This is a genomic window from Sphingopyxis sp. FD7 (assembly GCF_003609835.1).
GTDB lineage: Bacteria > Pseudomonadota > Alphaproteobacteria > Sphingomonadales > Sphingomonadaceae > Sphingopyxis.
This window is the reverse complement of record NZ_AP017898.1, coordinates 767,783-793,746: the sequence shown is the minus strand read 5'-3', so window position 1 is coordinate 793,746 and position 25,964 is coordinate 767,783. Positions and strand designations below refer to the sequence as shown.

At 62.7% G+C, this 25,964-nt stretch carries 24 protein-coding genes; 5 read left to right on the top strand and 19 right to left on the bottom strand.

Annotated features, from left to right (window positions below; all coding sequences use genetic code 11):
• The 13 genes from SPYCA_RS03695 to SPYCA_RS03640 all read right to left on the bottom strand — a co-directional run bounded on the left by SPYCA_RS03695 (position 1) and on the right by SPYCA_RS03640 (position 15,073).
• Positions 1 to 462: a DUF6878 family protein gene (locus SPYCA_RS03695; protein ID WP_120218990.1), complete on the bottom strand. Its 462-nt coding sequence runs from the start codon at positions 460 to 462 to the stop codon at positions 1 to 3.
• Between the two features lie 122 nt (positions 463 to 584).
• Positions 585 to 1,538, bottom strand: coding sequence for a DUF2493 domain-containing protein (locus SPYCA_RS03690; RefSeq protein ID WP_120218989.1), 954 nt, complete (start codon positions 1,536 to 1,538; stop codon positions 585 to 587).
• 305 nt (positions 1,539 to 1,843) lie between these two features.
• Entirely contained in the window at positions 1,844 to 2,266 is a 423-nt protein-coding gene (locus SPYCA_RS03685; RefSeq protein ID WP_120218988.1) for a hypothetical protein, read from the bottom strand.
• An 11-nt stretch (positions 2,267 to 2,277) separates the two neighbouring features.
• Positions 2,278 to 2,574, bottom strand: coding sequence for a zincin-like metallopeptidase domain-containing protein (locus tag SPYCA_RS03680; protein WP_120218987.1), 297 nt, complete (start codon positions 2,572 to 2,574; stop codon positions 2,278 to 2,280).
• Positions 2,571 to 3,473 (bottom strand): ArdC family protein, encoded by a 903-nt coding sequence (locus SPYCA_RS03675; protein WP_120218716.1) that lies wholly within the window; start codon positions 3,471 to 3,473, stop codon positions 2,571 to 2,573. Before SPYCA_RS03675 ends, SPYCA_RS03680 begins: the two co-directional genes overlap by 4 nt.
• Before the next feature lie 50 nt (positions 3,474 to 3,523).
• Positions 3,524 to 5,731 carry an integrase gene (locus SPYCA_RS03670; RefSeq protein WP_120218717.1) on the bottom strand — a complete coding sequence of 736 codons (2,208 nt, stop codon included), beginning with the start codon at positions 5,729 to 5,731 and terminating at the stop codon, positions 3,524 to 3,526.
• Positions 5,728 to 7,515 (bottom strand): hypothetical protein, encoded by a 1,788-nt coding sequence (locus SPYCA_RS03665; protein ID WP_120218718.1) that lies wholly within the window; start codon positions 7,513 to 7,515, stop codon positions 5,728 to 5,730. The genes SPYCA_RS03670 and SPYCA_RS03665 overlap by 4 nt, the downstream gene beginning before the upstream one ends.
• Positions 7,512 to 8,861, bottom strand: coding sequence for a tyrosine-type recombinase/integrase (locus SPYCA_RS03660; protein WP_120218719.1), 1,350 nt, complete (start codon positions 8,859 to 8,861; stop codon positions 7,512 to 7,514). The genes SPYCA_RS03665 and SPYCA_RS03660 overlap by 4 nt, the downstream gene beginning before the upstream one ends.
• 156 nt (positions 8,862 to 9,017) lie before the next feature.
• Positions 9,018 to 9,767, bottom strand: a complete 750-nt coding sequence (locus SPYCA_RS03655; RefSeq protein ID WP_120218986.1) for an ArdC family protein — start codon at positions 9,765 to 9,767, stop codon at positions 9,018 to 9,020.
• 167 nt (positions 9,768 to 9,934) lie between these two features.
• Positions 9,935 to 11,923, bottom strand: a complete 1,989-nt coding sequence (locus SPYCA_RS03650) for a ParB/RepB/Spo0J family partition protein (protein ID WP_120218985.1) — start codon at positions 11,921 to 11,923, stop codon at positions 9,935 to 9,937.
• A 313-nt stretch (positions 11,924 to 12,236) separates the two neighbouring features.
• Positions 12,237 to 12,416, bottom strand: a complete 180-nt coding sequence (locus SPYCA_RS19790) for a DUF6527 family protein (protein WP_443029503.1) — start codon at positions 12,414 to 12,416, stop codon at positions 12,237 to 12,239.
• A 172-nt stretch (positions 12,417 to 12,588) separates the two neighbouring features.
• A complete protein-coding gene (locus tag SPYCA_RS03645) occupies positions 12,589 to 13,974 on the bottom strand; it encodes a ThiF family adenylyltransferase (RefSeq protein WP_120218984.1) in 1,386 nt (461 codons plus the stop codon).
• Entirely contained in the window at positions 13,964 to 15,073 is a 1,110-nt protein-coding gene (locus SPYCA_RS03640; RefSeq protein ID WP_120222133.1) for a multiubiquitin domain-containing protein, read from the bottom strand. Before SPYCA_RS03640 ends, SPYCA_RS03645 begins: the two co-directional genes overlap by 11 nt.
• 82 nt (positions 15,074 to 15,155) lie before the next feature.
• Here SPYCA_RS03640 and SPYCA_RS03635 point away from each other — a divergent pair, with 82 nt between their 5' ends.
• Genes SPYCA_RS03635 through SPYCA_RS03630 form a run of 3 tightly spaced genes read left to right on the top strand, consistent with a single transcriptional unit; the run spans position 15,156 to position 16,307 of the window.
• On the top strand, positions 15,156 to 15,524 hold the full coding sequence (locus SPYCA_RS03635) for a helix-turn-helix domain-containing protein (protein WP_120218983.1): 369 nt from the start codon (positions 15,156 to 15,158) through the stop codon (positions 15,522 to 15,524).
• 1 nt (position 15,525) lies between these two features.
• On the top strand, positions 15,526 to 15,699 hold the full coding sequence (locus tag SPYCA_RS19190) for a hypothetical protein (RefSeq protein ID WP_172594970.1): 174 nt from the start codon (positions 15,526 to 15,528) through the stop codon (positions 15,697 to 15,699).
• A complete protein-coding gene (locus tag SPYCA_RS03630; RefSeq protein ID WP_172594969.1) occupies positions 15,696 to 16,307 on the top strand; it encodes a hypothetical protein in 612 nt (203 codons plus the stop codon). The genes SPYCA_RS19190 and SPYCA_RS03630 overlap by 4 nt, the downstream gene beginning before the upstream one ends.
• Positions 16,308 to 16,310: 3 nt before the next feature.
• On the opposite strand, the gene SPYCA_RS19185 is transcribed toward SPYCA_RS03630, so the two are convergent.
• Both SPYCA_RS19185 and SPYCA_RS03625 read right to left on the bottom strand, forming a co-directional pair.
• A complete protein-coding gene (locus SPYCA_RS19185; RefSeq protein WP_172594968.1) occupies positions 16,311 to 16,475 on the bottom strand; it encodes a hypothetical protein in 165 nt (54 codons plus the stop codon).
• Positions 16,476 to 16,487: 12 nt separating this feature from the next.
• Positions 16,488 to 17,735 carry a hypothetical protein gene (locus SPYCA_RS03625; RefSeq protein WP_120218982.1) on the bottom strand — a complete coding sequence of 416 codons (1,248 nt, stop codon included), beginning with the start codon at positions 17,733 to 17,735 and terminating at the stop codon, positions 16,488 to 16,490.
• Between the two features lie 402 nt (positions 17,736 to 18,137).
• Between SPYCA_RS03625 and SPYCA_RS03620 the strand changes: the two genes are divergently transcribed.
• Complete coding sequence (locus SPYCA_RS03620; protein WP_120218981.1) at positions 18,138 to 18,650, top strand: DUF6933 domain-containing protein; 513 nt, start codon at positions 18,138 to 18,140, stop codon at positions 18,648 to 18,650.
• Positions 18,651 to 18,715: 65 nt separating this feature from the next.
• On the opposite strand, the gene SPYCA_RS03615 is transcribed toward SPYCA_RS03620, so the two are convergent.
• From SPYCA_RS03615 to SPYCA_RS03600, 4 genes are all read right to left on the bottom strand, one after another.
• Entirely contained in the window at positions 18,716 to 19,450 is a 735-nt protein-coding gene (locus SPYCA_RS03615) for an RES family NAD+ phosphorylase (protein ID WP_120218980.1), read from the bottom strand.
• Positions 19,447 to 19,860 (bottom strand): MbcA/ParS/Xre antitoxin family protein, encoded by a 414-nt coding sequence (locus SPYCA_RS03610; RefSeq protein ID WP_120222131.1) that lies wholly within the window; start codon positions 19,858 to 19,860, stop codon positions 19,447 to 19,449. Before SPYCA_RS03610 ends, SPYCA_RS03615 begins: the two co-directional genes overlap by 4 nt.
• Positions 19,861 to 19,913: 53 nt before the next feature.
• On the bottom strand, positions 19,914 to 24,155 hold the full coding sequence (locus SPYCA_RS03605; RefSeq protein ID WP_120218979.1) for a strawberry notch family protein: 4,242 nt from the start codon (positions 24,153 to 24,155) through the stop codon (positions 19,914 to 19,916).
• A gap of 75 nt (positions 24,156 to 24,230) precedes the next feature.
• Positions 24,231 to 25,127, bottom strand: a complete 897-nt coding sequence (locus SPYCA_RS03600; RefSeq protein ID WP_120218978.1) for a DUF7146 domain-containing protein — start codon at positions 25,125 to 25,127, stop codon at positions 24,231 to 24,233.
• A gap of 125 nt (positions 25,128 to 25,252) precedes the next feature.
• Between SPYCA_RS03600 and SPYCA_RS03595 the strand changes: the two genes are divergently transcribed.
• Entirely contained in the window at positions 25,253 to 25,909 is a 657-nt protein-coding gene (locus SPYCA_RS03595; RefSeq protein WP_120218977.1) for a lytic transglycosylase domain-containing protein, read from the top strand.
• Positions 25,910 to 25,964 lie beyond the last annotated feature (55 nt).

Below are 25,964 nucleotides of genomic sequence, written 5' to 3'. Positions count from 1 at the left end.
CTAGAGCTCGGTCGAATGATCATCGGTGGCGATGAAGCGCAGACTGCAGTCGAGCACGAAAGTCGCCTCAGCCACATCAATCACCAGTTCGCCGCAGGCACCGTCGTTGATCTCCCAGCCAGGATGGTGACGTTCGAGCGACAGGTAGGTCAGCTGTTCGAGTGCCTGCCCGAGTGATTGCGGCTCTCTGGAACCGGTACGATCAACGCTGTCTGCTTCGCCTTCCAAGAGGGTCACATCCGGGCACGGGATCCCCGCGCCGGCTGCATCGAGGCATGCACATTCTTCGACGGCACCGCTGTCGCCGCAGCCGTCAAAGCGGATCTCGACACGGGCGATGCCGGCATCCTGCAAGCGCGGAAGAATGGCGACCTTGAGCTGCTGAATCTCTTCAGCAACCTGCATCTGCCGCTCGGCCTGGCGAACGGCAAAGTCGGCCATCACGGCCTCGATATCGATCATGGAATACCTCCTGTAGAAAGGAGCCATCGACCATTCGCTGGCTCCAAACCACAGGCGCGCGCCTTTCCTCTGACGGACGACGCCAGCGCCGACCCGGCGCTGGCGCGAGGACTGGCATGACCTCAGTCAGTGGCTACCGAAGTGCTCTTCGGATTGGTGCCGAGCGGCCCGCGCCGATCGACCACGGTGATCCGCCGAGCCTTGGCCTCGATGACCAGACGTTCGAGCACGCCATTGCCCGGAAAGGCGATGACATAGCGCGGATCGAGGGAAAGCATCCGCTCGTTGCGCTTGAAGCCGGCACGGGCGCCCAGGCGCATGTCGAGCGAGAACGTGACCTGCGGGATGCCGCGGCGTTCAGCCCAGCTCGATGCCAGGCGGTCGACGCCCTTGGTGTCGCCGCCATGGATGAGCACCATGTCAGGCACGCGGTCGCGGACCTTGTCGAGCGTGGCCCAGACATTGTTGCCGAAGATCAGTGCATCGTCTTCGGTGGCATGACGGGTGCGCCCGCCTGCGAAGACGACCGGGGTTCCTTCGGGCACCGCCGCACGGCGCTTGGCCTCGGCACGTGCGCGCAGGAAGTCGCGACCTTCGACGAGCGCAGAAGTCATCATGGCGCTGTGATTGAAGCGCGAACTGGAGACCGGCTTCCAGGAGGAACCGAACTCATTGAGGTACAGGGCTGCTGCGACTTCGCGCATCTCTTCGAGCGCCAGCATCGCGCTTTCGGCGCACTGCGCTCGCTCGACCTGGGTCTCAAGGTCATGGGTGTGGACCTCGGATCCGTCGGCCGTAGCAATCAGCGCGCGCACCTCGTCGGTCGCCCGGTCAAGGGCAGTTGATTTGCGTTCCGCCGAGCGGTGGAAGATGTTGACGAAGGCCCAGCCAAGATCCTCGGCGTCGGCTTCAAGAGCGGTCCCGGACACCATGGCGAAAAGATCGGACCAGACCGCTTCGAGGGTTTGGACAACCGCTTCCCGGACCGGGAAATCGCTTGTCGATACGGGAGCGGGTCCAATTGAGAAGCCGGCGAGATCGAGCCCGGCGAGTTGGTCGGCAAATGACGTGTGCATGGGGAAGTCCTCCTGACTGGTGTGAGGCCGACGCACCCGTTCATGGCTGCGCCAGCGAGAGCCCGTCAGGGCCAGCTTCAGGCAGGATTTGCGCACCCGTAAGGGGGAACCCGGCTTGGCGGGCTGACGCGGGCAGGCCTTGAGCCCGAAGGGCCAAGGCCAACACGGGCCCGCCCAAGCCGGGTTGCGCAAGACTGGCGGCTGGCCCAGGGCCTCTCTCGCATGGCGACAGACCATGGGCGGTCGGAACAGATCCATTGGCAGGGGCACGCCCTATGCCTCATCCAAGCCCCGCCCCGCTCGGCTCAAGCCGCTCGCTTGGCGTAGACACCCTCTCCGTTCGACATATGCCCGAGACAGTCATAGTCGCCGAACACGGCATCGAAGCGGGCTGCGATCTGGGACAGCCAGCGCTGTGCCCGCGGTGAGCGGGCCGTGCGCCAATCAGCGTCCCAGTAGGCGCCGTCATCGCGTTCGACGATCCAGACGGCCACCAGCCCGCCGTAGACCGATACGCCGAAATCTGCGTAGGCATTGCGCATGAGGATCCGGTCTTCTCGGCCGCGCCATCCGTCATGCGGGATCAGCGACGGGAAGGCTTGGGCGGCCCGCTCGCGCAAATCCTCGCGCAGCCATTCGTACTCGAATTCCCAGTCGTCCTTGGCTTCGACCTCAAGCACTGTGAAGGCGACGATTGCGCCGCTGGGATAGCTCACTGATCGGCCCATGGCATCCTCCCTCAGGCCGCAAGCGCCGCGTCGTCTGACACGTCGTCAAACTGTTCGGGCATGATCCTTCCGGCAAGCTTCAGCAGCAGGGTCGACGCCTCCTCAGCCTTGGCCGCAGCGGTCAGGATGGCGCGATCGTCATCCTTCAGAAGCTTGAGCCAATGATCGATATAGCTCGCGTGGCTGTCGAGATGTGTGACGGGCAGGCCCAGCTCGGCGCCGAGCATGGCGCTCGATAGCTCGGCGACATATCCTGACAGTCCAGCCCTAAATTGCACCTTCGTGATTTTCATCGAGGTGCTGGTCATGCTGCCAACTCCTCGTGCTGGGGCTGCTGCGCCCACATCCAGTCGGCGGCTTGTTGGGCTTTACTGGCTGCCGTGAAGATGGCCCGGGGATCATCCTTGAGCACCTTGAGCCATGAAGAGATGTAAGCAGCATGATCCGGGCGCGGATGATGGGCGATCCCGAGGTCTGCCAGGATCAGCCCACTGAGAATTTCCACGCAGCATTCGTCGGCCGCATAGGAAGCAGAACCGAAGCGGCCGGAAAGGTCGCGATCAAGACGATGCTTTGCCCCTGTGGCATGGCCATGTTCATGCAACCAGACGCCGTAGAATGCGGCTGCGTCGCGGAAACACTCGAAGGTGGGCATATGAACCGTGTCCGTCGAGGGACGATAGAATGCCTCCGAACCGCCGAAAATGGTCTGGATGCCAAGGTTGGCGATGAACGCCTCGGCATGGGCGTGGCGATCGGCCTCTGGCAATGTCACGACCGGGGGCGGCGCAAACCCATCGACCTGAGCGACGTTGAAAACCGAAAAGGCTCGAGCGAACATCTTTTTGCGGCCGCCTTCGTCGTCCTCAAGCGCATCGCCACCGCCGGACTCGACCTGCTTCCAGAAGACAACGGTCGTCGCCCGCTCGCCCTTGCGGACCTGAGCGCCGGCCGCTGCCCACTGCCGATAGGTGCCCCACAAGCCATCGGCATAGCCACCGTTCATGGCCGCAACCCAGAGCGCGACCGTGTTGATGCCACGGTACCTTTTGCCCGAGCCCAGGTTGGACGGGCGCGCAATGCTGGTGCCGTTGTGGTGCCAGGGAGCGCGCCAATCTCCCGGACCATGTTCGATCGCGGCGATGATCTCCTCGGTTATGCGGGTGTAGACGTCGGCGCGCGCGGCCGATGCGGAAGAGCGGAACATGGCGGATCTCCATGATGGGCGAAGCGGGGCTCTCCCGCTCCTTCACTCCCTCACGTGATCCGAGCCCCCTCTTCCTCTGCCGCCGACTGCGGCGGCAACGCGCCATCGGGCGCAATCTGGGCCAGCACGGCCTCGATCCGGCGAAGATCCTGTTCAACAGCAATACGCTGCAATCCAGACAGGCGCTTCTCGCGCAGCAACGTCCGCGCCTCACCAGCGCCGCGCTCCCATGCCGGCCTGTGGCGGGCGGTGATGCAGGCGTTGGGGCAGCGGGTCGGCTCGCACAGGGCGGTGAGCGGCTGCCCGGGATCGGGGGTGGTCACACGCTTGAGGCAGAGCGCTGTCGCGGGATCGAAGAAGCAATCCGCGAGCGGACCGACATGGAAGGTGCGCGCAACGCTAGCGAGCATGACCCGCAGCCGGGACCGGTCGGCGATCATGGCGGGCAAAGGGGCCAGCCTGTCGGCCGCATCGTCGAGCGTCCGCGCGATGCGCGGTCCCGCCGGACCGCCAAGCGATGCGCCGCCCTGTCTCCGGTCGAAATAGCCCAGCAGGTCGTCGAGCTGGCCGAGCCGACGCTGCGCCTCAACCTCGGCGCGGAACCCCGATGCGCTGGTCCCGGCATAGCCCTCGAAAGCGGCAACCGAGGCGTGCTTATACTGGATCATGCCGGCGATAGTGCCGAACGGACGGTTGGCGATATGCCACGCGATGGTGCGCCGAAACTGCCGCGTCGTGATCCGCCACGGCTTGCCATCGGGTCCGGGCGGGACGACCGGCGCATCGGGGCTGCCGAAGGCGGCGTTGAGGTGGTCGCGGAAGACGTTGAGCTGACGAACTACCTCGCTCGACAGGTGCGTCTTGGTGACGGCGCTCGGGCGCAGCACCGGCCAGAGCGTATCGCTGCCACTGGCGCGCGCTGGTCTTGCCGAGAGGCGTTCGAGCACCGCGATCGCGTCTGCGACCGGCTCGATCGTCACCCAGCTCGCCGCCTCGCCCAGGGCCGACCGGCGCTTGTAGATGGTCGATCGGATGCGATGCCGCTCGATCAAACCGTCCTCGGTGCGCACGATCGAGAGACAACCGCGCCGCATCGCCTGCACCTCGCAGTCGCGCATGCCGGTTAGATAGGCGCACAATATATAGGCGGCGGCCTGGAGCATGCGTTCCTCGTGCGCGAGGGTCTTCGCGTCGAAGCGTGCGCGCCATGGTCGACCGCTCTCGGGATCGATCGAGATCGGTGTGTCCATGCCGCCCACTTCGACCCCCAGCTCGGCTGCCGCTGCCTCGATCAGCCTCGGCTCGCCGCCAGTCAGCATGAGATGCGCACGCGGTTCCGCCCGCACATCGATCCCGGCATGAAGATGAAGAAGGTGGGCGTTGATCGGCGGGGTCACGGTGCCAGTGTTGGGATCGACGCGCACCTTGCCGTTGTGAGCGGTGCCCCAGATCGGCAAGCCGCGCCCCTCGCGGCGGCGGCGATCGAAAAAGGCCGTGAGCCGGGTGCGGCGACGTTGCTGGCGATCAGCCTCCGAGAAGCTGGAATCGGCGACGACAAGACGATCACGCCGCGCTTCGAGCCGGTCAAGCTCGCGGCGGGCTGCGAGAATATCGTGTGCGAAGACGGTGACGTAGCGCAATGACCAGGCGAGCAGCGCGGCGATGACGTCTTCCGGAAACCGCGGGGTGCGGTTCTCACGTACGTGCCGATAGCCTGCGACGCGCGCGGGCGTTCGCCCGGCCCAGGGCTCGAAAGCGATGCCACAGTCAGGCAGGTGCTCGCGCAAATGATAGAGATCGGTGATCACCTCAAGGAGCTGGCCGACGATGATGGGTCGCCGGGCAGGATCGTCGCGAAGATGGCGGGCATAAGCATCGACCAACGCCTGATCGATGCGGGCAAGGTCGAGCCGTCCGAGCGTCAAGCGCACGAAGGCGAAGAACCGGCGTGCCCGGTTGAACGCCTGCCGGATGCTCGCGGGCGGCAGCTTCTGGCGGTAACCGGGAAGATCGACGTTGAGGCGCGCGTAGAGATAGGCGCGCATCGCCGCCTGCACGTCGGCGTGTTCGAGCACGTCGAAATGCACGGTGACATGGCAGCGCCGGGCGTTCTCGCGGAAGACGGCGGCACCGAGATCCCAGCTCGGGTCGCCGACGCGCGACAGCTCTTCGCGGGCATGGCCCGCCTTGAGCGGCGCGGTCGCCAGCACGGGCCGATCATCGAACGCGGGTGCGCGAACATGGGCGGGCATGGTCATGCGCGTGCCTCCGGCGGCAGATAGAGCCGCTCGTTCTCCATCTGCCGACGCGCCGCTGCGACAACGGCATCGGAGAAGGCCGGCAGGACCTGAGTGGTGATGCGGGCGTGGACGCGACCGAACTTGGCCGCCCAGTCGCTCGCCGGCAGGCTCCGTCGCTGCTCTTCGACGAACGTGAGAAAGGCGAGGATCCCGGGGAGCTTGCGCGCGGTGATGACGGCGTTGGGGCAATCGAGGCAACCCCAGAAAGGCTGCGCGCAGGGTGATCCGGCCTCGGCGAAGGGACTGCTATGGAAACCCGCGCAGGCGGCGAGCCAGACATCCTGTTCGCCGTCGAGCAACGGACCCACCGTATCCGGCGGCATCAGCGGCGCGGCCTGTTCGGGCGCTTCGCGCAGCGCCTGCTCGGCCGCGGGCGGGAGCACGGTCGGCATCGCGGCGGCGACCGCTTCGCGAAAGGCATCGGCGATGGCCGCCTCGTGCAGGGGCCGGAGCGATGGCAGATCGGCATAGTGGCGCGCCGCGACCTCGCGGGAGTGGCCGACCGCGAAGCGGGCCAAATGCCCTTCGGTCTTGGTGTACCACAACGCCTTGTGGGTCTTGCGAAGCCGGGAAAGTAGCAGATGGAGTGGCTTCTCGTCATCGTCGACGAGGCCGTGGCGGCGAGCCCAGGCGGGGAGTTGATACTTGAGGTCAATAATGCCGGCACGAAGGCCGCCGACGTTGTGATAAACCCAGAGATAATCGCCGGGCAGGTGCTCGCGGGCGGCCGCGGTGACGCCGATCAGGCGGCGGATCAGCCCACCGGGCGTTCCGCCGCCACCGTCGCGGACGCGCATGCTCTTGTGCTCGGCGCCGCGAGCGCGGCGCTTCAGATAGCGCAGCTCCACCGTGCCGGCATGGGCGTTAGTCAGACAGTCCTCGGTCAGCGTCTTCAGGCACTCGGGCTCAAGACCGGTATCGAGTGTGAGCAGCACGAGCAGCGCTGGCAGATCGCGCGCGAGCAGATGGTGCCGGCCATGCAGGTCATCGACCAGTGTGCTGATCGGCAATCCGCGCCGCAATCGCATGAAATAGAGGCTCTTCAGCGCGGGCTGGTCTGCGGCGATAAAGCCCTGCCGCGCGATGATCGCTTCGACATCGGCGCGCGCCCTGGCGATGACCGGGTCGCGCTCATCGATGCGGTCATCGGTGCCGAGACGGCGAAACATCGCGTCGATATCAACCCTTGCGGCGTCGCGCAGCGCGCGGGCGACAAACGGGCTGTAAGCATCGCGCGGGGTCGAGCGGCCCGCCGAAGTGGCCAGCGTATAGCGCAGCCGCTCATACAGGTCGGGCGCGATCCGATCGGGCCGGTCTGCCTCGATCGCGCGCAGTGTGTTGATGACCTTGCTCACCGTTATGTGCCGGTGGATCGGGCTCATCCCACGTCGTTCGAGCGCGGATGCGAAGCCATCGATATGGGCTGCGCGCAGGTCGCTGACGCCGGCCACCTTCGGCGCCTCATCGCCGAGCCAGGTAAAGAAGTGACGATAGACCTGAATATACTGCTTGATGACGCTGGCCGCACCGATCGCCCCCCCGAGCGCGGCCGACCGGCGTAGCGCACCGGCAAAGGCGATGGCGAGCGGGCGGGGATCGAGCGCGGTCATATCGACCAGGACCGTCCCGCCATGCCGTGCCTCGATGGCGAACTTGAGGCCAAGCACCGGATCAGGCTGCGGTCGCTCCGGCGTGATGGGCGCGAAGGAGACGGGCCGGCCCTTGCGGGGACGCTCGCTCATGCGCCCTGCGGTCCCGGCAACAGCGCCAGCAGTTCCTCGACGGCCGCATCCACCGTATCGGCGCGGGTCGCGATATGATCGAGATAGATATAGGTGGTGGCGAGGCTCGCGTGGCCGAGAAGGCGTTGCACCTGTTGCAGCGGGTCGCCCAGGATCAGCCGATAGCTCTCCACCGGACCCGCCGGCAGCGCGGCCTCGCGCAGTCGCTGCTGGATCAGCAAGGCGAGCATATGGACCGCGAAGGTGTGGCGAAGCTGGTGCGGGCTGATCGACAGCGGAAAGCCGTGCTCCGCACACCGCTTGCAGGCGCGGGTGAAGATCACCTCCCACGAGTTGGGGCGGACAGGCTGCCCGACCTCTGTCAGCCATAGCGCCGCCGGCTCGCGGGGCGTTCCATCCTCGTCGCACAGGATAAGGCGGCATCGTTCCTCCGGGGTGCAGACGTCGCGCATGCGGTCGAAACCGGCGCGAGTGACAGGGATCGGTCGCTCGAATCTGGCCGCGCCGTCGCGCGCGGCGAACTTGGCCACGCCCGCAGTCCGCTCTACGGCGACATAGGCGGCGATCTGGCGAAGCAGACGGCGCGGGACCAGGATGCTGCGTCCACGGTCGCCCTTGGTGAGCGGCGGCGGCAGGCGCAGCCAAAGCTGCGCCGCCTGACCATCGTCGTGGTCGATGGCCGCGAGTTCATCGGCGAGCAGGCCCGACGCCTCTTCAAGACGCAGGCCAGTGGTAACGAGAAGATCGGCGAACAGCGCATTGCGCAGCCCGTTGCGATCGCGAGCGCCGGGGCGTTCCGTGCCGTCAGGGGCGAGACCCCGCAGGCCGACCTCGCGGAAAATGCGGTAGTCGTCCATCGTGACAAACCGCACGTCCGATCGTCTGGCCACGCGCTCATAGGCGTCGTTGCGCGCCGCGATCATGCCTCGACGGCCACCCTGCGCCGGTCGCCACACGGCGAGGCGGCTGAACGGCGCCTCGACGATCAGCCCCTGTTGCTCGCCCCAGCGGTAGAGACGATCGAGGCTGGCGACGGCCCTGTTCCAGCTTGCCGCCGTGATCCGGTGATCGGCCTCGTCGCGGCGTCGCTCACGATGATAGGCGTCGACATCGTCGCGGGTCGCAGCCCACACCGTCTTGCCACAGGCATCGAGAAAGCGAAGCCAGACCGCGACATCATAGGCGTAGGCGCGAAGCGAGTGGCGGGAGCGGACCCCCGACAGCGGCAGGTCGAGAAAAAAGCGATCCAGATCGGGATCATAGAGCGCGTCGCCGTGCAGGATCAGCGGCACATGCGCATCGAGGCCCTTGGCCTCACGCCGCTCGCAAACAGTAATGATCGACACCGGCGCAAAACCCTCCCCCCGGACCCCCCACCCGGAAGCTGACCTCACACCGATGCGCCCTATGGCCCGGCAGTTATCAGGCTGGCCTTCGCCAGCTCTTGGGTCAGCGCTACGGCCAGCCTGATAACTGCCTACCGTGGGCGTCCATCGCCGACCTTACTGCAATGTTGCGGGCGGCGCAGACTGTCCAGATAAGGCTACCAGTTCTTCGGCTGCATAGGCAGCCGTGCCGAAGCGGTTCTTGAGATCACGCCCCAGGCGACTGGCATGGCCGGTCCAGTGCGACAGCTCGTGGGCCAGCGTGGCATAATAGTGGTCGAAGCCGGAAAACAGGCTCGTCGGCGGCATCGTGACACGATCCGCAGTCGGTTCGTAATAAGCCTCGGAGCCCTGGTGGCGCAGATTGACGGGGATGGCGGCGAAGAAGGCGTCGAGTTCGGCCTCGCGCCCTTCAGGCTCGACCAATTCCAGCGTAACCGCCGGATGAAAGCGCTCGGGCAGACCTTCGACCTGATCGGCATTGAAGACTGGATAGGCCTTGAGCACCCGGCGGGCCTCGTCGGTCTTTTCGCCAGTATCGGGGGCTTCCACCTCCTTGGTGTAGCTCTTGTAGAAGATCGCGATGGTCGATTTCTCGCCCTTGCGGACCTGGGCTCCGAGCGATTTTGCCTGGTTGTAGGTCATCCAGAACGGCGAAGCGTAGCCGCACATGTCGGCGACCATCCAAAGCCAGAACACGTTCATGCCCCGGTACGGAATTCCGCAGGCCCGCAAGGGCCGGGAGACCGGGACACCGCGCCATGGCTTGATCCATGGCTTCGTGCCTGCTTCCAGACGGGCGATGATTTCCTGGGTGATGCGGGTGGCTGGCGACACGCCGCTGCCTTGCCCCTTGCGATAGGCCATGATGGTTCTCCTGATTGCGGCATCTGGACAGTCGGCGACAGCTTCGCCGCTCAGTGCCACAGGGTCCCGAGCCCCCTCTGCTCTCTTTCCAAAAAGGAAGCGGCCCTCCGGCGTAAGCCGAAGGACCGCTTCTCGAGGTACGAGTGGCCTTGCCTGTCAGGAGGAGGTCAGGCGGCCAGCTCGCGGGGGGTATGAATTTCGCCGTCGATACCCGACTCAGCGTCGCTTGCGTCGATCTCGGCTTCGCCCGCCTCCGGCGTAGGGCGAGCGAAGCGCATGACCTCAGGCACCCAGGCCAAGGCCTTTTCGCGGACGTCGACCTCGGTGATGTAGGTGCCGGCGAAGACGCGCTCGGCGCTCATCGCGAGGTCACCCTTCTTGACCGAGGCAAAGCGCGAAGAGAGTTCGAGACCGCCGACATCGGTCAGCGCATCGAGGATCACCTGCTTCGACACCCGGTCGAAGTAGTTGGCGGTTGTCGGACGCCACCACTGCGCCATGTCGATGCCAATCAGGCTGCCGAGATGATCCTGGAACGGGAGTTGGCGGTCATCGGACATGTTGAGGCTCGCCTCAAGCGACCGGGCCACGACGTAACCCAGCCAGGCGGCGCGGCTGTCATCGGGCAGCGCCCGAAACAGGTCGAAGCGGGACATTGCATCCTCGCCAGCGCGCCAGCTTTCATCGAGACCGGACCTGAACTCGGCAAGCGCGCGGCACGCCGGTGCATCCTTGGCTTCGAAGCCGATGATCGGGCCTGTTGGGACGGGCGCGCGCAGCGTGGTCGAAGGGCGTGCCCGCCAGTCGTGGGTATCGGCATCGGCGAGGGTGAAGACCATGATGTCGAGCGCCAGCCCGGGATCAGATGCAACGTGCAATGCCAGAACATCGCGGCGCTGCATCGCGAGTTCGTCGACCAGACGTTTCGACAAGGTGGTCCGGCGTCTGTCCGAACCTTCTTCGCCTGCAACGACTTCGATCCCGTCGTCGGCTTCGGTGGGTTCAGCCTGACGCTCGCCGTAGAACACCGGCTGGAGAACCGGCGTGCCATCGCGGGAGAGCGCCAGCACCATTCCTGCCTCGGCCTTGAGCTCCGGCGCGATAACCGGCGGTCGGGCACGGATTTCCTGGCATTCGCGTTCGATGGCCTCGATAGCCGCTTCGGCTGCAGCCACGGCCTCCTCGGCACTGTCCTCATCTTCCAGGATCGCCGCATGCGCGTCATAGGAGGCATCGAGTTCGTCGAGCCTTGCCACTTCCGCTTCAGTCAGCGGCGCCGGTTCGGCGGGAAGCCTGACCAGCCCTTCGACCAGATCGTGGCTGGCATAGGGATCGAGCGTCGGCTTGACCCAGGCAAGACCCTGCTCGGCGGCGAGCGCCCTCGCCTGCTCTTCCATCTTTGCTGCCGCGAGGCTTTCGAGCAGCGCGACATCGACCCAAGACTCGCTGTCGTCGTTGTCGAACAGCTCGCGCTCAATGCGGCCGCCCGCAGCGATGTAGGCGTCGCGGCCAACGAGACGGGCGCGCGGATCGCTGCCTCGTACCGTCCCGGACAGGACCATACGCCGGACACTGTCGGGGTTGGGCGCATAGTAGCCCGAGGACACCTGCTCGAAGACGCGGGTCTGGATGTCCTGATCCGAGGTGGCGCCGAACGCTTTGGCAATGTCGAGGGTGATCTGGCCCGATGCCAGAGCCTCAAACACGACGGGCGCAAGCGTCGCGAGACGCAGGCGTCCCTCGACAAAGCGGACAGTCAGACCGAAGCGGCGGGCGATATCATCCGCAGTCGCACCACCTGTCACAAGCGCGGCAAAGGCTTGGGCTTCGTCGGCGGGGTTCATGGCGAGGCGGTGAAAGTTCTCGGCGAGGCTGGTTTCGACGGCCGCTTCAGCGCTTTCCTCGAGGACGAGGCACATGACTTCATGGTCGCGGGCAAGCAGCTTCTCTTCGGCCAGCGCGAGCATAGCGCGGCGACGACGCTCTCCGGCTTCGACCTCGAACTTGCCCTTGGCGGCGGGCCGAACAATAAGGTTCTGCAGCACACCCCGGGCTGCGATGCTGGCCTTGAGCTCAGCATCTGCTGACGGGTCACTGTGACGCCGGACATTACGGGGCGACTGAACGAGCTTGTTCAGTGGAATCGACTTGATCATGGGACACACTCCTGATTTTGAGCCCGGTGCATCGACCATCGACGCCCAAATGGCTCAATCAGGGCAAAGCCCACTCCCCTTTCATGCGTTCATAGCAGATCTGTTTAAGAGCGCGGGGCAATGACGAACGACTATCCTTGGTGACGTTGGACACTTTCCAGTCCTGCGCTGAGATTGAGGAAAGCAGCCCTTCGTTCAGGCTAGCAACGCATGAACTTTAGGAGCGGATTGTCGACTCAACTCCGTTGGACCGTCTGAAACATCTCATTCAGAGACGCTCATATCTCATAGGCCCGGCGACGAGCTGCATTGGCTAGCACCATTCGACCATGCCCGATCGTAGGAAGAAATGGGCTTTGCAGCCGTCCTGTACCCATATCGAGGGATGAAGGGTCGGACGCCCATCGGGGTCAACTTGTAGGTCCCAGCGCGGCGTTACTCCAGGAAGCAGCATAACCTCAAGTCGGCGGCCGCAACCACATGGGCATCGCATCCCAGCTGTCCACAGAGTGCCATCCTCGCGCGCTACAGCAAGATCGAATTCAGGCAATTCATGTGGCAGTTCGTCGGCGTCGTAATAGACGATCCCTCGGGCCTTCGGTCTTGGGCGAAAAAGACCGCGGAACCAATTTCTGGCTTTGTTCAGGAAAGCAGCGAACATGCGTTTATCCTAAAGCTGGAAGGCCAAGTAGGGGAGAAGCGGCCCCGCGACCTACGTCGCGCGTGTCGGTAATTTCAAAAGCATCTTCGCCGCGATGTTCTTCATCGCCGTCCGCCAGCGCGAAAACCGTACGGGCGTATTCGCCATTACCATCATGGCGATATGGGAAGAGGCGGGCGACACACTCGAGCATCGCTGCGCTTGCTGCTCGCATGTTCAATGCGATCACTGACGGCGCTTCTTCTGGCGCACCCTTGATATAGCCCTCGCGCTGCTCAGCGGCGAATGCCTCAGGGTCGATGCGAGCGAGATACTCAGCCCGCAGCGAGGCCGGAGTATACACTCCTCGATCAGCAAGCGTCGCGCCAAGCGGCTGCACATAGTCGATACGTCCCATTACTTCGACGATAGCAGCTCCGCCGCTCGGTAGACGTCGGGTCGGGATCGTCACCCCCATATCAATTAGGGGGATCATAAACGCGCGTGCGATCAGATCTGCGATCTGCCGTCCCTCGGACGAGTCGACGCACGAAAAAAGCACGTCGGCCTGGGCTGCCGCGACGACGGCGTCCCGTGAGAAAATATTCTCAGGCACGACAGTGATCGAGATATCTGGTCTGAAGCGAGCGACCGCATCGGCGAACATCTCAACCTTGCGACGGCCATGATCGGCATCGGCGTGACAGGAATTGAGGATACGGTTGAGGTTCTTGTGCTCAACCCGATCGAAGTCGATCAGGGTGAGCTTTCCGAAGCCCATCCGGGCAGCCTGCTCAGCGATAATCGATCCCGTTCCAGAAACGCCGACGATGCAGGCGTGGAGCTGCTTCAACCGCTCGGTCATTCCCGAGCCAAAGGCCATCGGTGGAGCCGCATCGGGGTCTCCAGATCGCCAGATCGCGATATTGTCGCCAGCAACTATGACACGCCCGATTGGCCGAGACTTGAGGTCAGCGTTATAGAGGCGTGCGCGGATTTGGCCGGAACCAACCATTATCGCGGACCCATGGCCCGCATTAGGCACATCGCCCGACCAACCACCAAAAATGCTACCAATCGCCAGCTTGTCACTCTCGTCATCCGTTTTGGAGAAAGAGAAATAGCCGCCGGGATGGGAGTGTATGAGGATGAGCGATAATCCCTCTTCCTCAGCGCGATCTATGGCGTCCGACAAGAACTCGCCGGGCCAACTGATAAAGTCCGGGCGCCGGTCCGCGCATAAGCCGTGAGGGATGAGCACAGCATCGATTACGAGCAAACGAGCACGAACTGGCATTGCGTCGCGGCAGAACAGGATCGCCGCTGCCTCGTTGCCGTCGGGAGTGATCAGATGCCGGCGGATGCGCTCGTAAAGCTTCCCCGGAAAGACGAGGTCTCGCTCAATGCTCATGTTCAACTTCGCGCAGAATGGCGGCGTCGACCAGCGTAAGATGGGTAAGGACTGAATCCGCATGAGGGCGCCAGGGTGCCCCCGGCCCGCGATGACGCGACCAGCGCTGGAATAACTGGCCGCGGATACTCACCCGTGCTTCGGTCTGAGGAATGCCCTTACCGTCGATCCGGACAAGGTGCGGCAGGCAATAGAACATGTCGATTTCCGCCGAGGGATAGGCCGGCGGAATTTCGAGAGCGATGGTGGCTGCGGTAATGGTATAGCCAGCTGGCAGGTTATAGTTGGATAAGAGTAACCAGCGTCGACCGCCATCTACGACCGTTTCCCATTCGAGATTGCGGGCATTGAGCCCCGCTTCATCTGTAGGAAGCAAACTGAAGTCACGCCGAAGCACCTCATCCACCTCACCATTGTTGATCTCGCGTGGCGTAAGTCGCAACTTTTCCACGCCCGGCGCGCGTAAATCAATAATATCATCGAGCGTCACCTGCCGCTTCGCGTCAGAGGCTTTAAGAACGATAATCCATCCCTGTTCGGGATCGAAGCCTGCCGCCACCAATGCGGCACGCACGGTGATCGTCGGATCCTCAGACTGGATGACGACCCCCTGCACATTTAGCTTCCAAACCTCGCGCTTAGAATAGATGTTCTCGACGCCGATGTCGTCAAGCGCCACCGCCCCATCATCCGCAATCAGTTCATCAGCCTCGTCCTCGCGCCTGATATAGAGACGTGCGGTCGGGTCTATCTTGCCGAGTTCCCGCAACGCCGCAGCGCTGATCTTCTTGAGCGGCCAGGAAATCGAGCGATCATCTAAAACGAGTCGGAAGAGACGGTCAGCTTTCGCTACGATGAAACGGGCAGGTTCGGTGCCCTTGAGCGTAACCGTTTCATTGCCCCGGATCTCCTCAAGGTCACCGGACGCAAGCCACTGAAGGACAACATAGTCTTCTCGAGGCGAGACGTCGCACGCGGCCAGAATCTGGTCGCCCGTCGGCGTGCGATCTGAAATTGCCACTGGCCGAAAGGCGAGCCGCGGATCAGCCACCTCGATATAGTTGACGCTGCGAGCGTCGGTATCAGCTGCGTTCGTCATCAAGGTCTCCATTGCATCTGGGGGTTTGAATTGCTATATTGCAATTATGGCGAAATAGAAATCCGATTGCAAGAGTGAAATTATGTCTAGGGTGGAATTTCGAGGTGAGGCATTTTTTGCGGCCCTCGATGGCGCGCGCACGGCCCGCGGGCTCAACTGGAAACAGGTCGCAGAGCAGTCCGGTGTGAGTGCGTCAACGTTGACGCGAATGGCGCAGGGCAAGCGGCCGGACGTAGATAGTCTGGCTGCGTTGGTGCAGTGGTCGGGCTTAAGTGCAGACCCGTTTGTCGCACCCGGAGCGAGCATTATGCCGGCTGAACCGCTCTCGCAGATCACCAGTTTGCTCTACGCCGACAATAGCCTTTCACACGACAGTCGTGAAACGATGATCGAGATGATCACCGCTGCCTATGCGCGCTCGCGTCGGACGAATCAGCAGGAGGGATCGTGAAATGGATGATCGGCAACGAGAAGCGATCAAAGCCATGCTGCTGCGTCGCACTGGTGAGAATACCAAGACCAAGGAGCTTGCGCAGCGCTGGCTCACCGATGAGGGGTTGCTGGACGACGATGGTAAGCTGAGGCCGCAATATGGCGGTGACGGAAAATCCGAGGATGCGGCTTGAACAAGCACCGATCGGGATTCATCCTCGGCTATCACGGGTGTGACGAAGCAGTTGCGGAAGCGATTTTCGCCGGCACGCCAATGCGTGCTAGCGAAAAGGACTATGACTGGCTCGGACCAGGCGCCTATTTTTGGGAAGGCGACGCAGATCGGGCGGCGGAATGGGCCGCTGAGCGAGTTAAGATCGGCCGCTATGCCAAGGGCGCGGTCGTAGGTGCCGTGATCGAGCTTGGCAATTGTCTCGATCTGACAATCCGAAGCCATCTCGAGCTACTCGCCGATGCCTACCGATCTCTGGAATCAGGTCTTGCGAAAGCCGGAAAACCGATTCCCGAAAACAAGGAAGCAGTGCGTGGCGGCGCGGCGGACAAGCCGCTGCGCTATCTCGACTGCGCAGTCATCAAACATTTGCACGAGAACATTGAAGCAGATGCTCAGGAAACGCGCGCGAAAGGCGGCGTCCCTATTTTTGAGCCTTTTGACACCGTTCGAGGTCTATTCCACGAGGGTGGGCAACTCTACCCCGGTGGAGGATTCTACACCCACACCCACGCCCAAATCGCGGTTCGGTCGTTCAGCTCAATCAGAGGCTTCTTTCGCCCTCGCTGACGGTCACGAGCGCTTATTGCGATTCATGATCGAAGACAGCTCAGATGAGAACGCCTCCGAGACATGACGAACGATATCATCGATCTTGCGCTGCTCGTTGGCCTGGCCCGAGCTCATCGTTCGATGCGGCGATTGCCCTGCATTATGTCGGGGGCGCGAATCGTTCATGGGTAGCCCTCCTCACTTCGGAACATACTGGGGGTTCAGGTCGGCGTCGAAATAGTGTTTACGCCTTACCCAGACGAAACCTTCATTGCGAGTCAGTATCGCGACATCGATCGGCCCACCGACCGTCTCCATATCTGTGGAGTAACGGCGCTTGCGCGATGTCAACTCGACGAGCGAAAACGCAACCTCGCCAAGCTCCTTCTTGGACATGTGATTGACGACGGTCTTGAGCGTCTGCTCCGAATTGCGCTTCAAGCGGTCGAGCCCGTCCTTAAACTGCCGGGCCGCCGCAACGCGCACCAGGTCAGCCTGGTCCGTGTCGAACGCATCCTTGCATTGTCCGAGGACGTCGCTGACAATCGAGTCCGCAATTTTCTCAAGTGCCCCCTCGAACTGCCGGTCGATGCCCAGAATGAAACGCTCCGGCATGTCTTTTTGCGCAAAGGGCACCACAGCCGCTGTGTCGCCGCGGCGATCAATATCGACGATATGATTGTTCATGGTCCGAAGACGATTGAAATAAACACCATCGACCTCCAACGCGAACAGGGTTGGGAACAGCTCCTCACTACCGAAGCCGGCAAACACGAGACCGGTATAAGCCGCAGTTCGAATATCGGACCTGATGATTGCGAACATCATCCGGCCAAGCGACTCGTGCAATCGTGATGTTACCTCAATTTCGAGCGGCCCGAACCTCTCCTCGGCCGCTTTTTGCACCTCTTCGCCATATTCCGCGGTAAATTGCTCGAACGTGATGTCATCGAGGAACGCTGGAACGAGTGGTCGGGCTTCAGCCTCGGCAGTCCGCTCTTGAACGCGGCGTGCGAGCAATTCTGCAGCGGTTTCTTCCCCCTTCTTCTTTCTCTTGCCAATGCCTTCCAACATGTGGGTTACGATCGCGTCAGCGAATGCTGCAAGCTCGGCGCCAATCATGCCCTGGAAGTGCTCGACTTCATCCTCGCGCTCCCGCTTAAAATTCAGCAGGAAGGTTTCGAACGCCGGCCAGACCTGCACCAGCTCCTGAAAACCGGTGGTGGGAACCTTTTCGCGGTATCGTCGGACAAGCACCTCTAGCGGCGCGTTCATGAAGAGCGCATTATTGTAGATCATCAGCCCGATGGGCTGAAAACGTGAAAGCTGGAATATCTTCTCGGCAGAGTCGTACGTTTTTGATGACCTCGGCCCCGCCAGCGTCACGATGCTATCAGCTGCGAGCGCCACAGCCGTGCGATTGAGGATTGCGATCTCTGCAGTCATCGAGCCCATTCCGGTTTGGGAGCATCAACCAACACGCGCTGTCGGGTTTCCGTTCGATCTCGCCGTCGAAGCGAGAGGAACGGGCGCCCGCGATACTCCCTAATCAAATTTGACCGGTTTCGGTTTAGCAATCAAGGATGTATGCTTTCAATTCTGTCGAAATCAATCGCTGGACTTTCAATCATCTCTGCACGGGCAACTTCTGGCGTGGAAGTTATCCGGATCGAAAAGCGGCATTTGCGCGCCTGGCCACCGTCGCTAGGCGACATGAGTTAATGGCAGGTATCAGGCAGCTGAAACTTAGTCGCGGTTGGCAGGAATGTCGGCGGCTCTTGCCATTTTTTCACTGATGCCAGCAGCTTCAGTGGACGCGCTGGAAGCCAAACCCTATCCTGCGCCGTCATGTTCCACCTCCATTGCACCAAGAAGCTGCTTGATCGGATCAAACCCGACATTGTTACGCCTGAGGCAAGCGAAACCGCACTAGGCAGCTGGTATGCCACGATCATATTGTGGAAGCCGCAACTCGCTTTGCTGGTTTCTGAGCGCACGCTGCTTCCCGTGCTTATGCCGCTAGCCCCGGCGGCCACGCTTGCTCGAAGATTCCCCGCACAATTGGCCCTGGTTCTGAAGGAGCACGGCGTCCCGAGCGAATTCATCGCTCAGGAGGTCTTGCGGATGGACAAGGCCCAATATGCAAAGACAGCGAACCGGAGCGTCGTGGGCATCCTCAATGAGTTCGTTAAGCAGGCCGAATTCTGGCTGGCTGCCTATGCCTATGAGAAGGGTGATGACGACGACCTTCTGGCGATTTCCGCCAAGCTCGCAGAGACACCGTGTAGCCCGCTGTACAAGGGACCAGTTTCGCCGGACAAGGCCCTCGACAAACTCGTGAAGGCTGCTTCGCAGATTTGAGACTACTGGACGGAAACGGTACTCGGAGATTCTACAGTAATCGGTCGGAAGCCTAACTCATGCCGTCAGGCGGGATCGTGCGGCAAATCGACAATCCGGAAGACAGCGCCCGATCCCGCATCACGAACCAGATCAACCCGCGCGCCATCCCAGTGATAGTCGAGGTGCCGCCCCTGAAGCGGATTTGATGCGCAATCCGGGTAGAATAGCGCGACGCATTCCCCGCCGTGGTGCCGGATGCTCGGGTAAGCAATCCCGTCCGATCCCGCAGCCCAAAGGTGCCGCGCGAGCGCTTGAGACGCGGCATAGCTGTCGGGATCGAGCGCCGAATCCGGCTTCCCCGCCTGAGGCCGGAGATCATGCAGGTCTGCATCGACCGTCATGACGATCTCCCGGAACTGCGAGGTCCAGCCAGGCGCTTCGTGGGTTCGTGCCATGAATCGGGCATGGTGGTGGATCGTCTCGAACAGCGCGGTCTCGAACCGGTCCCCGACATAGAGCACGCCATAACTTCCGTCAGTAAAACGGCTTGGCCGGTCAATGCTGACATGGGTGAACGGCGCCATGAGGTAGGAGGCGCCGTTGCCGCCGACGCGGCGGTCAACCGGAACGAGGTCGAGATTACCAATCGTCGCCATGATGCGAGGATTGGTCTTCTGCTCGGCCGAGATCAGAAGCGGCCAGTCTGCGGGATCGGCGATGTCTTCGAACAGGTCGATCGGTGGAAAGGCACTGCGGATGATCCTGACAGCGCCCTTCCACTCAACTCTGGAAACGGGGATTTCTGCTGTTTCGCTCACCAGCCACCGCGCTCGGCGTCGAGGTAGCGACGCACCCGCATGATGTCGGTAAGCTCGCCTCCCAGCATCACTTCGAGCGCACTGGCTCCGCCAAACGCTTCATTCGCTGCCTTGATCCAAGTGTACCCGCGGGTCGCCTCCGAGAAGATGATCCGGAGCGCCTTGTGGATGCCCATGAGATTGGAGAGGCGCGCACGCCCATCGCGCGAAATACGCCCGGGGCCTTCCGCCTTCCATCGGCGATACGAGCGCACCGGCATGTCGAGCAAAGTTGCCGCCTGCTCGTCGGTCAACTCCCACTTGCCGAACAGATTGAGGACTGCCCGGAACATGGCAGCTGCCTCGTCCTGGGTAATCGGATCAGGCCGGAAGGCGGTAACGGCAGTATCAACGGGTTGCAGAGCCAGCATGGCAGTTCTCCATATGGCATCATATACAGCGAATAATGCCATTTGGCAAGGAACTATGCCGATGATGCCAGTCTGGCAATCACGCTCGCCGCGCCCTCGATCGGTACGAAGAGCCGGGTCTGATAGCGAATGATCTCGGTAAAGCAGCCTTGGGCCTTGTACCAGTCGAGCCGAGCAGCACTCCATCCCGTGAGTTCAAGTCGCTGTGAGCCATTGACCAAGCTGCGTTTGATCATGAGCTGTTCACGGCCAGCGAATTCCATGGCTCTGCCCGTCGCGAGGACGGACTGGACAACATCATCAGCGGAAAGCGTCTGTTCCCGTTCGAGTCCCAGCGCCCGGCACAGTTCGGGCACGCAATGGACAGGAACCTCACGGCCCAGGAGCGAGCGGCCATCGGCAGCCGAGATGCGGCTCACCCTCACGAAATCCGAAGGCAGCTTGTCCCAGACCGGCAGCAGGAGGCCCGTCGCAAGATAGAGGCGCTCGCGCTTGTGGCTGGTCCGCGCTTCCTCAACTTCGGCCGCCCAGGCTTCACGGAAAACGTCGACGGAAATTGCCTCCCAGCTGCTCTCAGCGAGCTGATCCTCGGTGATGTGAGTCCGCTTCAAGGGGCGCAGCAGTTCGAAGCGGGAAACGCGGGTGCCGTCATCAGCAAGAATACTGCGGGCCGGCACGAGCAAGGCAACCCGGCCTGAGCGAGCATTTCGAACCGGCCGTTGCCGCTGCCCGGTGAGGCCGTGGATCTCCTCGAGCCGCTTCAACGTGAGCGGCTTCAAGGCTCTGGCGATCTCCAGTTCGAGGAGATGGGTCGTCGCGCCCGATGCCGGATCGGTGCGCAGCAGCGTGTCCAACAGGACAGTGAAGTCCTCGACTGCGATGGTCTCGAGGCCGAGATCGAGCGTGCCAGCCTGCCGGGCGGCATCGATACGCGCTTCGACCAGCCCCATGAACTCATCGAAGATCGCGTTCTGCAGGGCTATGGGAAGCGCCAGGATGCGGTTGAGCCAGCGCTGGATCGACGGCAGGTCATCGACCATCGACCCGTCAGGCGCCTCGATCCGCAGGCCTGTCAGCTCCTGGAAGCGCCCGAGGCTGACCGCTTCGAGCTTGCCGGTGAACAAGAGGCCGAACCAGCGATGGAGCGCCTCCTTGGCGTAGGTGCTTTCGAGATTGTCGGCGGGATCGAAGAGGTTCTGGCCGCCGGTCTGGCGTTGCCCGCGCGTCAGAGCACCAAGGCTGTCCAGACGCCGCGCGATCGTCGAGATGAAGCGACGCTCGCCGCGCACATCTGTCGTCACGGGCCTGAACAGCGGGGCCGATGCCTGATTGGTGCGATTGGTCCGCCCGAGCCCCTGGATTGCGGCGTCAGCCCGCCAGCCCGGCTCGAGCAGGAAGTGGACGCGGCGGGCCTGGTTCTTCGCGGCCAGATCGGCGTGGTAGCTGCGCCCCGTCCCCCCGGCATCGGAGAACACCAGGATGCGCTTGGCACCGTCCATGAATGCCTGCGTTTCAGCAACGTGGGCGCGCGGCGAGCGGGATTGGAGTTTCTGACGACCGTCGCCGCCAACGATAAGCCGACGCGTGCGACCAGTGACCTCTGCAACCTGCTCAACGCCGAAGCGCTCAATGATGGCATCGAGCGCGGTAGCAATCGGCGGCAAGGCACAGAGCTGCTCGATCATCCGGTCGCGCGCGGCGAGTGCCGATCGACACAAAACGGGCGCGCCATACTCGTCGCTCATCGGCTCGGAGCGAGGATTGCCGTTTTCGTCGGTGAACACCGCCATCAGGCGGACAGGAAAGCTCTTGGCGAGATAGTCGATCACATATTCTCGCGGGGACAGATCGATCTCGAGAGCTTCGCGTTCCTCGTCAGACAGGTCGGCAAGTCGCCGGTCGAGCATGGCCTCTGCCGTTGAGACGAGTTGCACGACAACGGCATGCCCATCGGCGATCGCCGTATCGATCGCGGGCAGCAAGCTGGGGAGCTTCATCGATAAAAGCAGCTGCGCGAAGAAGCGCTGCTTGGTTCCCTCGAAGATCGACAGCGCTGCGGACTTGGCACCGGAGTTGAGCGTGCCCCCGGTCTCGCCGTCGACGATCCGCGTCGCCTCCAACGCTTCGCGCAGGTTGGCGTGAATGATCGCCCAGGCTTCGGCATAGGCATCGTAGATCGCGATCTGATCCTCGGTCAGGCAATGCTCGAGGATCTCATATTCGACACCGGCGAATGAAAGGGCCCGGGCTGTGTAGAGTCCGAGCGACTTGAGGTCCCGCGCGACCAGTTCCATCGCGGCGATGCCGCCATCGCGAATATCGGCAACGAAGGCCTCACGATTGGCGAAGGCGGTCTCAGGCCCCCACAGCCCGAGGCGCGTCGCATAGGCCAGATTGTTGACGTCGGACGCACCAGTTGCCGAGGCGTAGAGCACCCTTGCCCGGGGCAGGAGGTTCTGCAGACGCACCCCGGCAATCCCTTGCTCCGATCCCTTGACCTTGCCCCGCGATCCTTCACCGCCAGCGGCGTTGGCCATTGCGTGCGCCTCGTCGAACACGATCACGCCGTCGAAATCTTCACCGGCCCAAGCGAGGATCTGATCAAGACGTGTTGCGTCGTTTCGGCCCGAGCGGAGCGTCGGATAGGTGACGAAGAGAATCCCGTCGCGCATGGCGATTGGGGAGCCAAGCTTCCAGGACGCCAAGGGCTGGATGTCGATCGGGAGACCGCCAAGAGCCGCCCAGTCGCGCCGAGCATCTTCCAGTAGGGCCTCGTTCTTCGAAACCCAGATATGGCGTCGCTCCCCGCGCACCCAGCGATCAAGGATGACGCTTGCAACCTGTCGGCCCTTGCCGGCGCCCGTTCCATCACCAAGAAAATAGCCCTGCCGGTAGGTCTGGCCTTCCGCTGAGGCCTTGAGCGAACAGCCCTTGTCCTCGGGCTCGAACCGGCCGGGAAGATCGCGCGCATGGGCGCTTGCCGCGTAGATCAGAGTCTCTGCCTGGGCAGCCGACAGCAGCCCTTTGGCAACCAGACCGTTGGGCAGCTGCGGCACCGCTTCGGGCATCGGTGCGGCGATCGACCCCATGGCAACAGACTCGACGAGCGGCGTCGGATGCTCGGCCGCGCCATCGATCACAATCCTGCTCGGGCGATAGGGCAGATAGTGGCCAACCTGAGGGGCAAGCCGCGCAGGGGTTTCGAGCGAATGGTAGGTGAGCGACCCGATGGCGGAGGCTGGAGGCGTGATCCTGGCTGGTATCGGCAGCGGCCGGCGCGGCACCGCCACCAGGCGAAACGGCGCACGAGCGGGAAGGCTCGATTGCTCTGGAACAGCCTCCAGGCTGGCGCGAGCCGGCAAAGCATCGACGAGATCGACCAACTGGGGAAAGTCGTTTGTGCGGATAGCGACAGGCTCATTGGAGCCTTCCGCCTTGTCGAAGACCAACAGCCGCGTGGTAATGCCGGTGCCCTGCCTGACGAACGCGCGTTCGACGGCGGCATTGAGCCTCAGCGAAACTGGCCCTTTCGCCCCGGCCAAAAACCGCACGCAGTCGAACCATTCAGGCATGATCGCCACAAGCCGCCCGCCGGGCGCAAGCCGGTTCCAGGCCGATCGCAGATGCCTCGCCCCGGTGCGGCCATCGTGGCCCCGCTCGATCCCGTGAGAATACGGCGGGTTCATGAGCACGACGCTTGGGACGATGGCCGGATCGAGCAATTCTTCGATCAGCTCGGCATCGTATCCAGTCACACGGGAAGCGGGGAACACAGCAGTCAGGCAGTCGCGGCGCAGCGGCGAGATTTCGTTGAGGGCAAGGCGCGCGCCAGCCTTTGCCGCCCAGACTGCGAGCATCCCCGTTCCGGCCGAGGGTTCAAGCGCGAGCTCATCGACGCTCAGCGCGCAAGCCCGGGCAGCGAGCCAGGCAAGGCGCGGCGGCGTTGCAAACTGCTGCCATTCGATCTGCTCGTCGCTGCGGTTGGTCTGGGCCGGAATTCGGGCATCGAGACCGCTGAAGAACTGTTCCGCCTCGTCGATCGGGCTCGTGGGCTGGACTTGATCTGATGCTTGCAGGTGTTGAACCTGCGCCAGCTCGAGCGCAGCGTAAGCATCACGGACTGACCATGCCCCGAGTGCATCGGTTCCGCCGAAGTGGTCCGTCATGATGCGGTTGATGTCGCTGCGCGAAAGCGCGCTGCCTGCTGCCAATTGCAACGCCATTGCTTTGGCTGCCGTCACGACAAGCGGCGGACATGGTGGATCGAATGCGAAGGCGAGGGAAGTGTTGGACATGGGAAACCTCCTGACGAAGTCCTGCGTCTCGCAGGCCTCAATCAGCCGAAGGCGCCCTCCCCTCTGGCTCGCTGATCAGGTTTTCCGAGCGAACCTTGCCTTGAGTTCATCGTTCCAGTCGAAACCGATCGATTCTGGTGCTCGCGAGCGGATCACACGGCCTGATGCAGAATAGACCTTTCGCGCGCGCTGATCCGCGAGTTCGCCTCCCGGATCATTGTCGATGAACAAGTAGAGCTCGCGCACGCCCTCTGGAATCGCGACGAGGCCGAACCGCTCGTTACCGAGCGTTGCCCAACAAGGGACGCCAAACATCTGCGTGGCTGACAGGGCGCTTTCGATACCTTCGGCAAGGCCCAACCGGCCTGCGGCCGGCGGGGCAAGTCTGACTGCACCACAGCCGAGGCTTCCCAATGCACGCTTCGGCCGATCGAAAGCGGCGAGCTTTGCGCTCGGCGCGTCGAGAAATGTCCTGTGGATCGCGATTATGCCCATGTCAGTCGTGACGGCCGCCAACATGGCCGGGAGAAACTGGACTGCACCGCGTGGCCCGAGCGGCGTTCGCTGGAGATAGCGAAGCTGATCAGAGGCACGCAGAATCCCGCGCTGCCCGAGGTATACTTCGGCAGGGCTGTCGGAGATCGCCGTCGCCGAGTGCCACAAACGCCGCGCGTTGGAATTGAAGGCTCTTTTTTCCAGTCGATCAGCGGCCACGGCACCAGAGCTATCGAACAGGTCACGGCTGCGAACACCCTGACGGTCGAGTGCGGCAATCACCTCGTCATTCGAGCATCCCGCAAAGCAATGGAACAGGATCGCTTTGCGACCTAGTGTCACGCTCAGCGAGGGAGTTCGGTCGTCATGCGCAGGGCAGCAGCACATGCCTTTGCCCCGACTCCATGTACCCTGAAGGCTTTCGACGATCGTGCGGGCGCGGCGTTCGAGTTGATGAACTTTGTCTAACGGGGGCATCGACCTTCTCCGGTTGAGGTGCCCTCCCCGCGCAGCCTCCGCTCTGCACTTGCGCCAGTCCAGTTTTCCTACATCAATTGTTCTTTATATGTTCTCACTCGATTCGGCTAGACAAGGATCGAGAAATGACAATCAGAACTCTCTTGATCGCGGGCATCGCGATCACTTCTGCTATCCCGGCCAGTGCTCAAGACATGGCAGCGCCAGCTACGAACGGCGCTGCGGCCAGCCACTCCGAAGGCATTCGGATTGCGGAAGCATCAAACGGCTTCCAACTGGTCGAGCATGGGCTCTGGCGTTCCGCGCAGACCGCCCCAGCACCGCACCTGGCAGTGGCGGACGATGGCCGGGTCAACCTGCCATACAGATACGAACCCAATGCCAAGCCGGCCCCATCCGGGTTTCGGAGAGCGAGCTACTTGCCTCACATCTATGCCGCTGAGGCGAAGTACTCATTGCCTGCGGGCCTGCTTGATGCGCTCGTATGGACCGAATCTCGTTACAACCCTTTTGCTGTCAGCCCGGCGGGTGCCGCGGGTCTTGGGCAGCTGATGCCCGCTACGGCAAAAGAGCTTGGGGTCTTCAATCGCTTCGATCCAATGGCCAACATCTTCGGCGCAGCGCGATACCTGCGGCAGATGCTCGACAGGTTTGGCGTGGTCCACCTCGCGGTAGCTGCCTACAATGCAGGTCCCGGCGCCGTTGAGCGTGCAGGCGGCATTCCCCGCAATGGCGAGACTCCTAGCTATGTCCGCGAAGTGCTTCGCCATTGGCGCTTTTAGCGGTCGCTCCGAATTGTAGAGCGACGCTCAAGGTGAGAGTTTGCCTCTCGTCTCA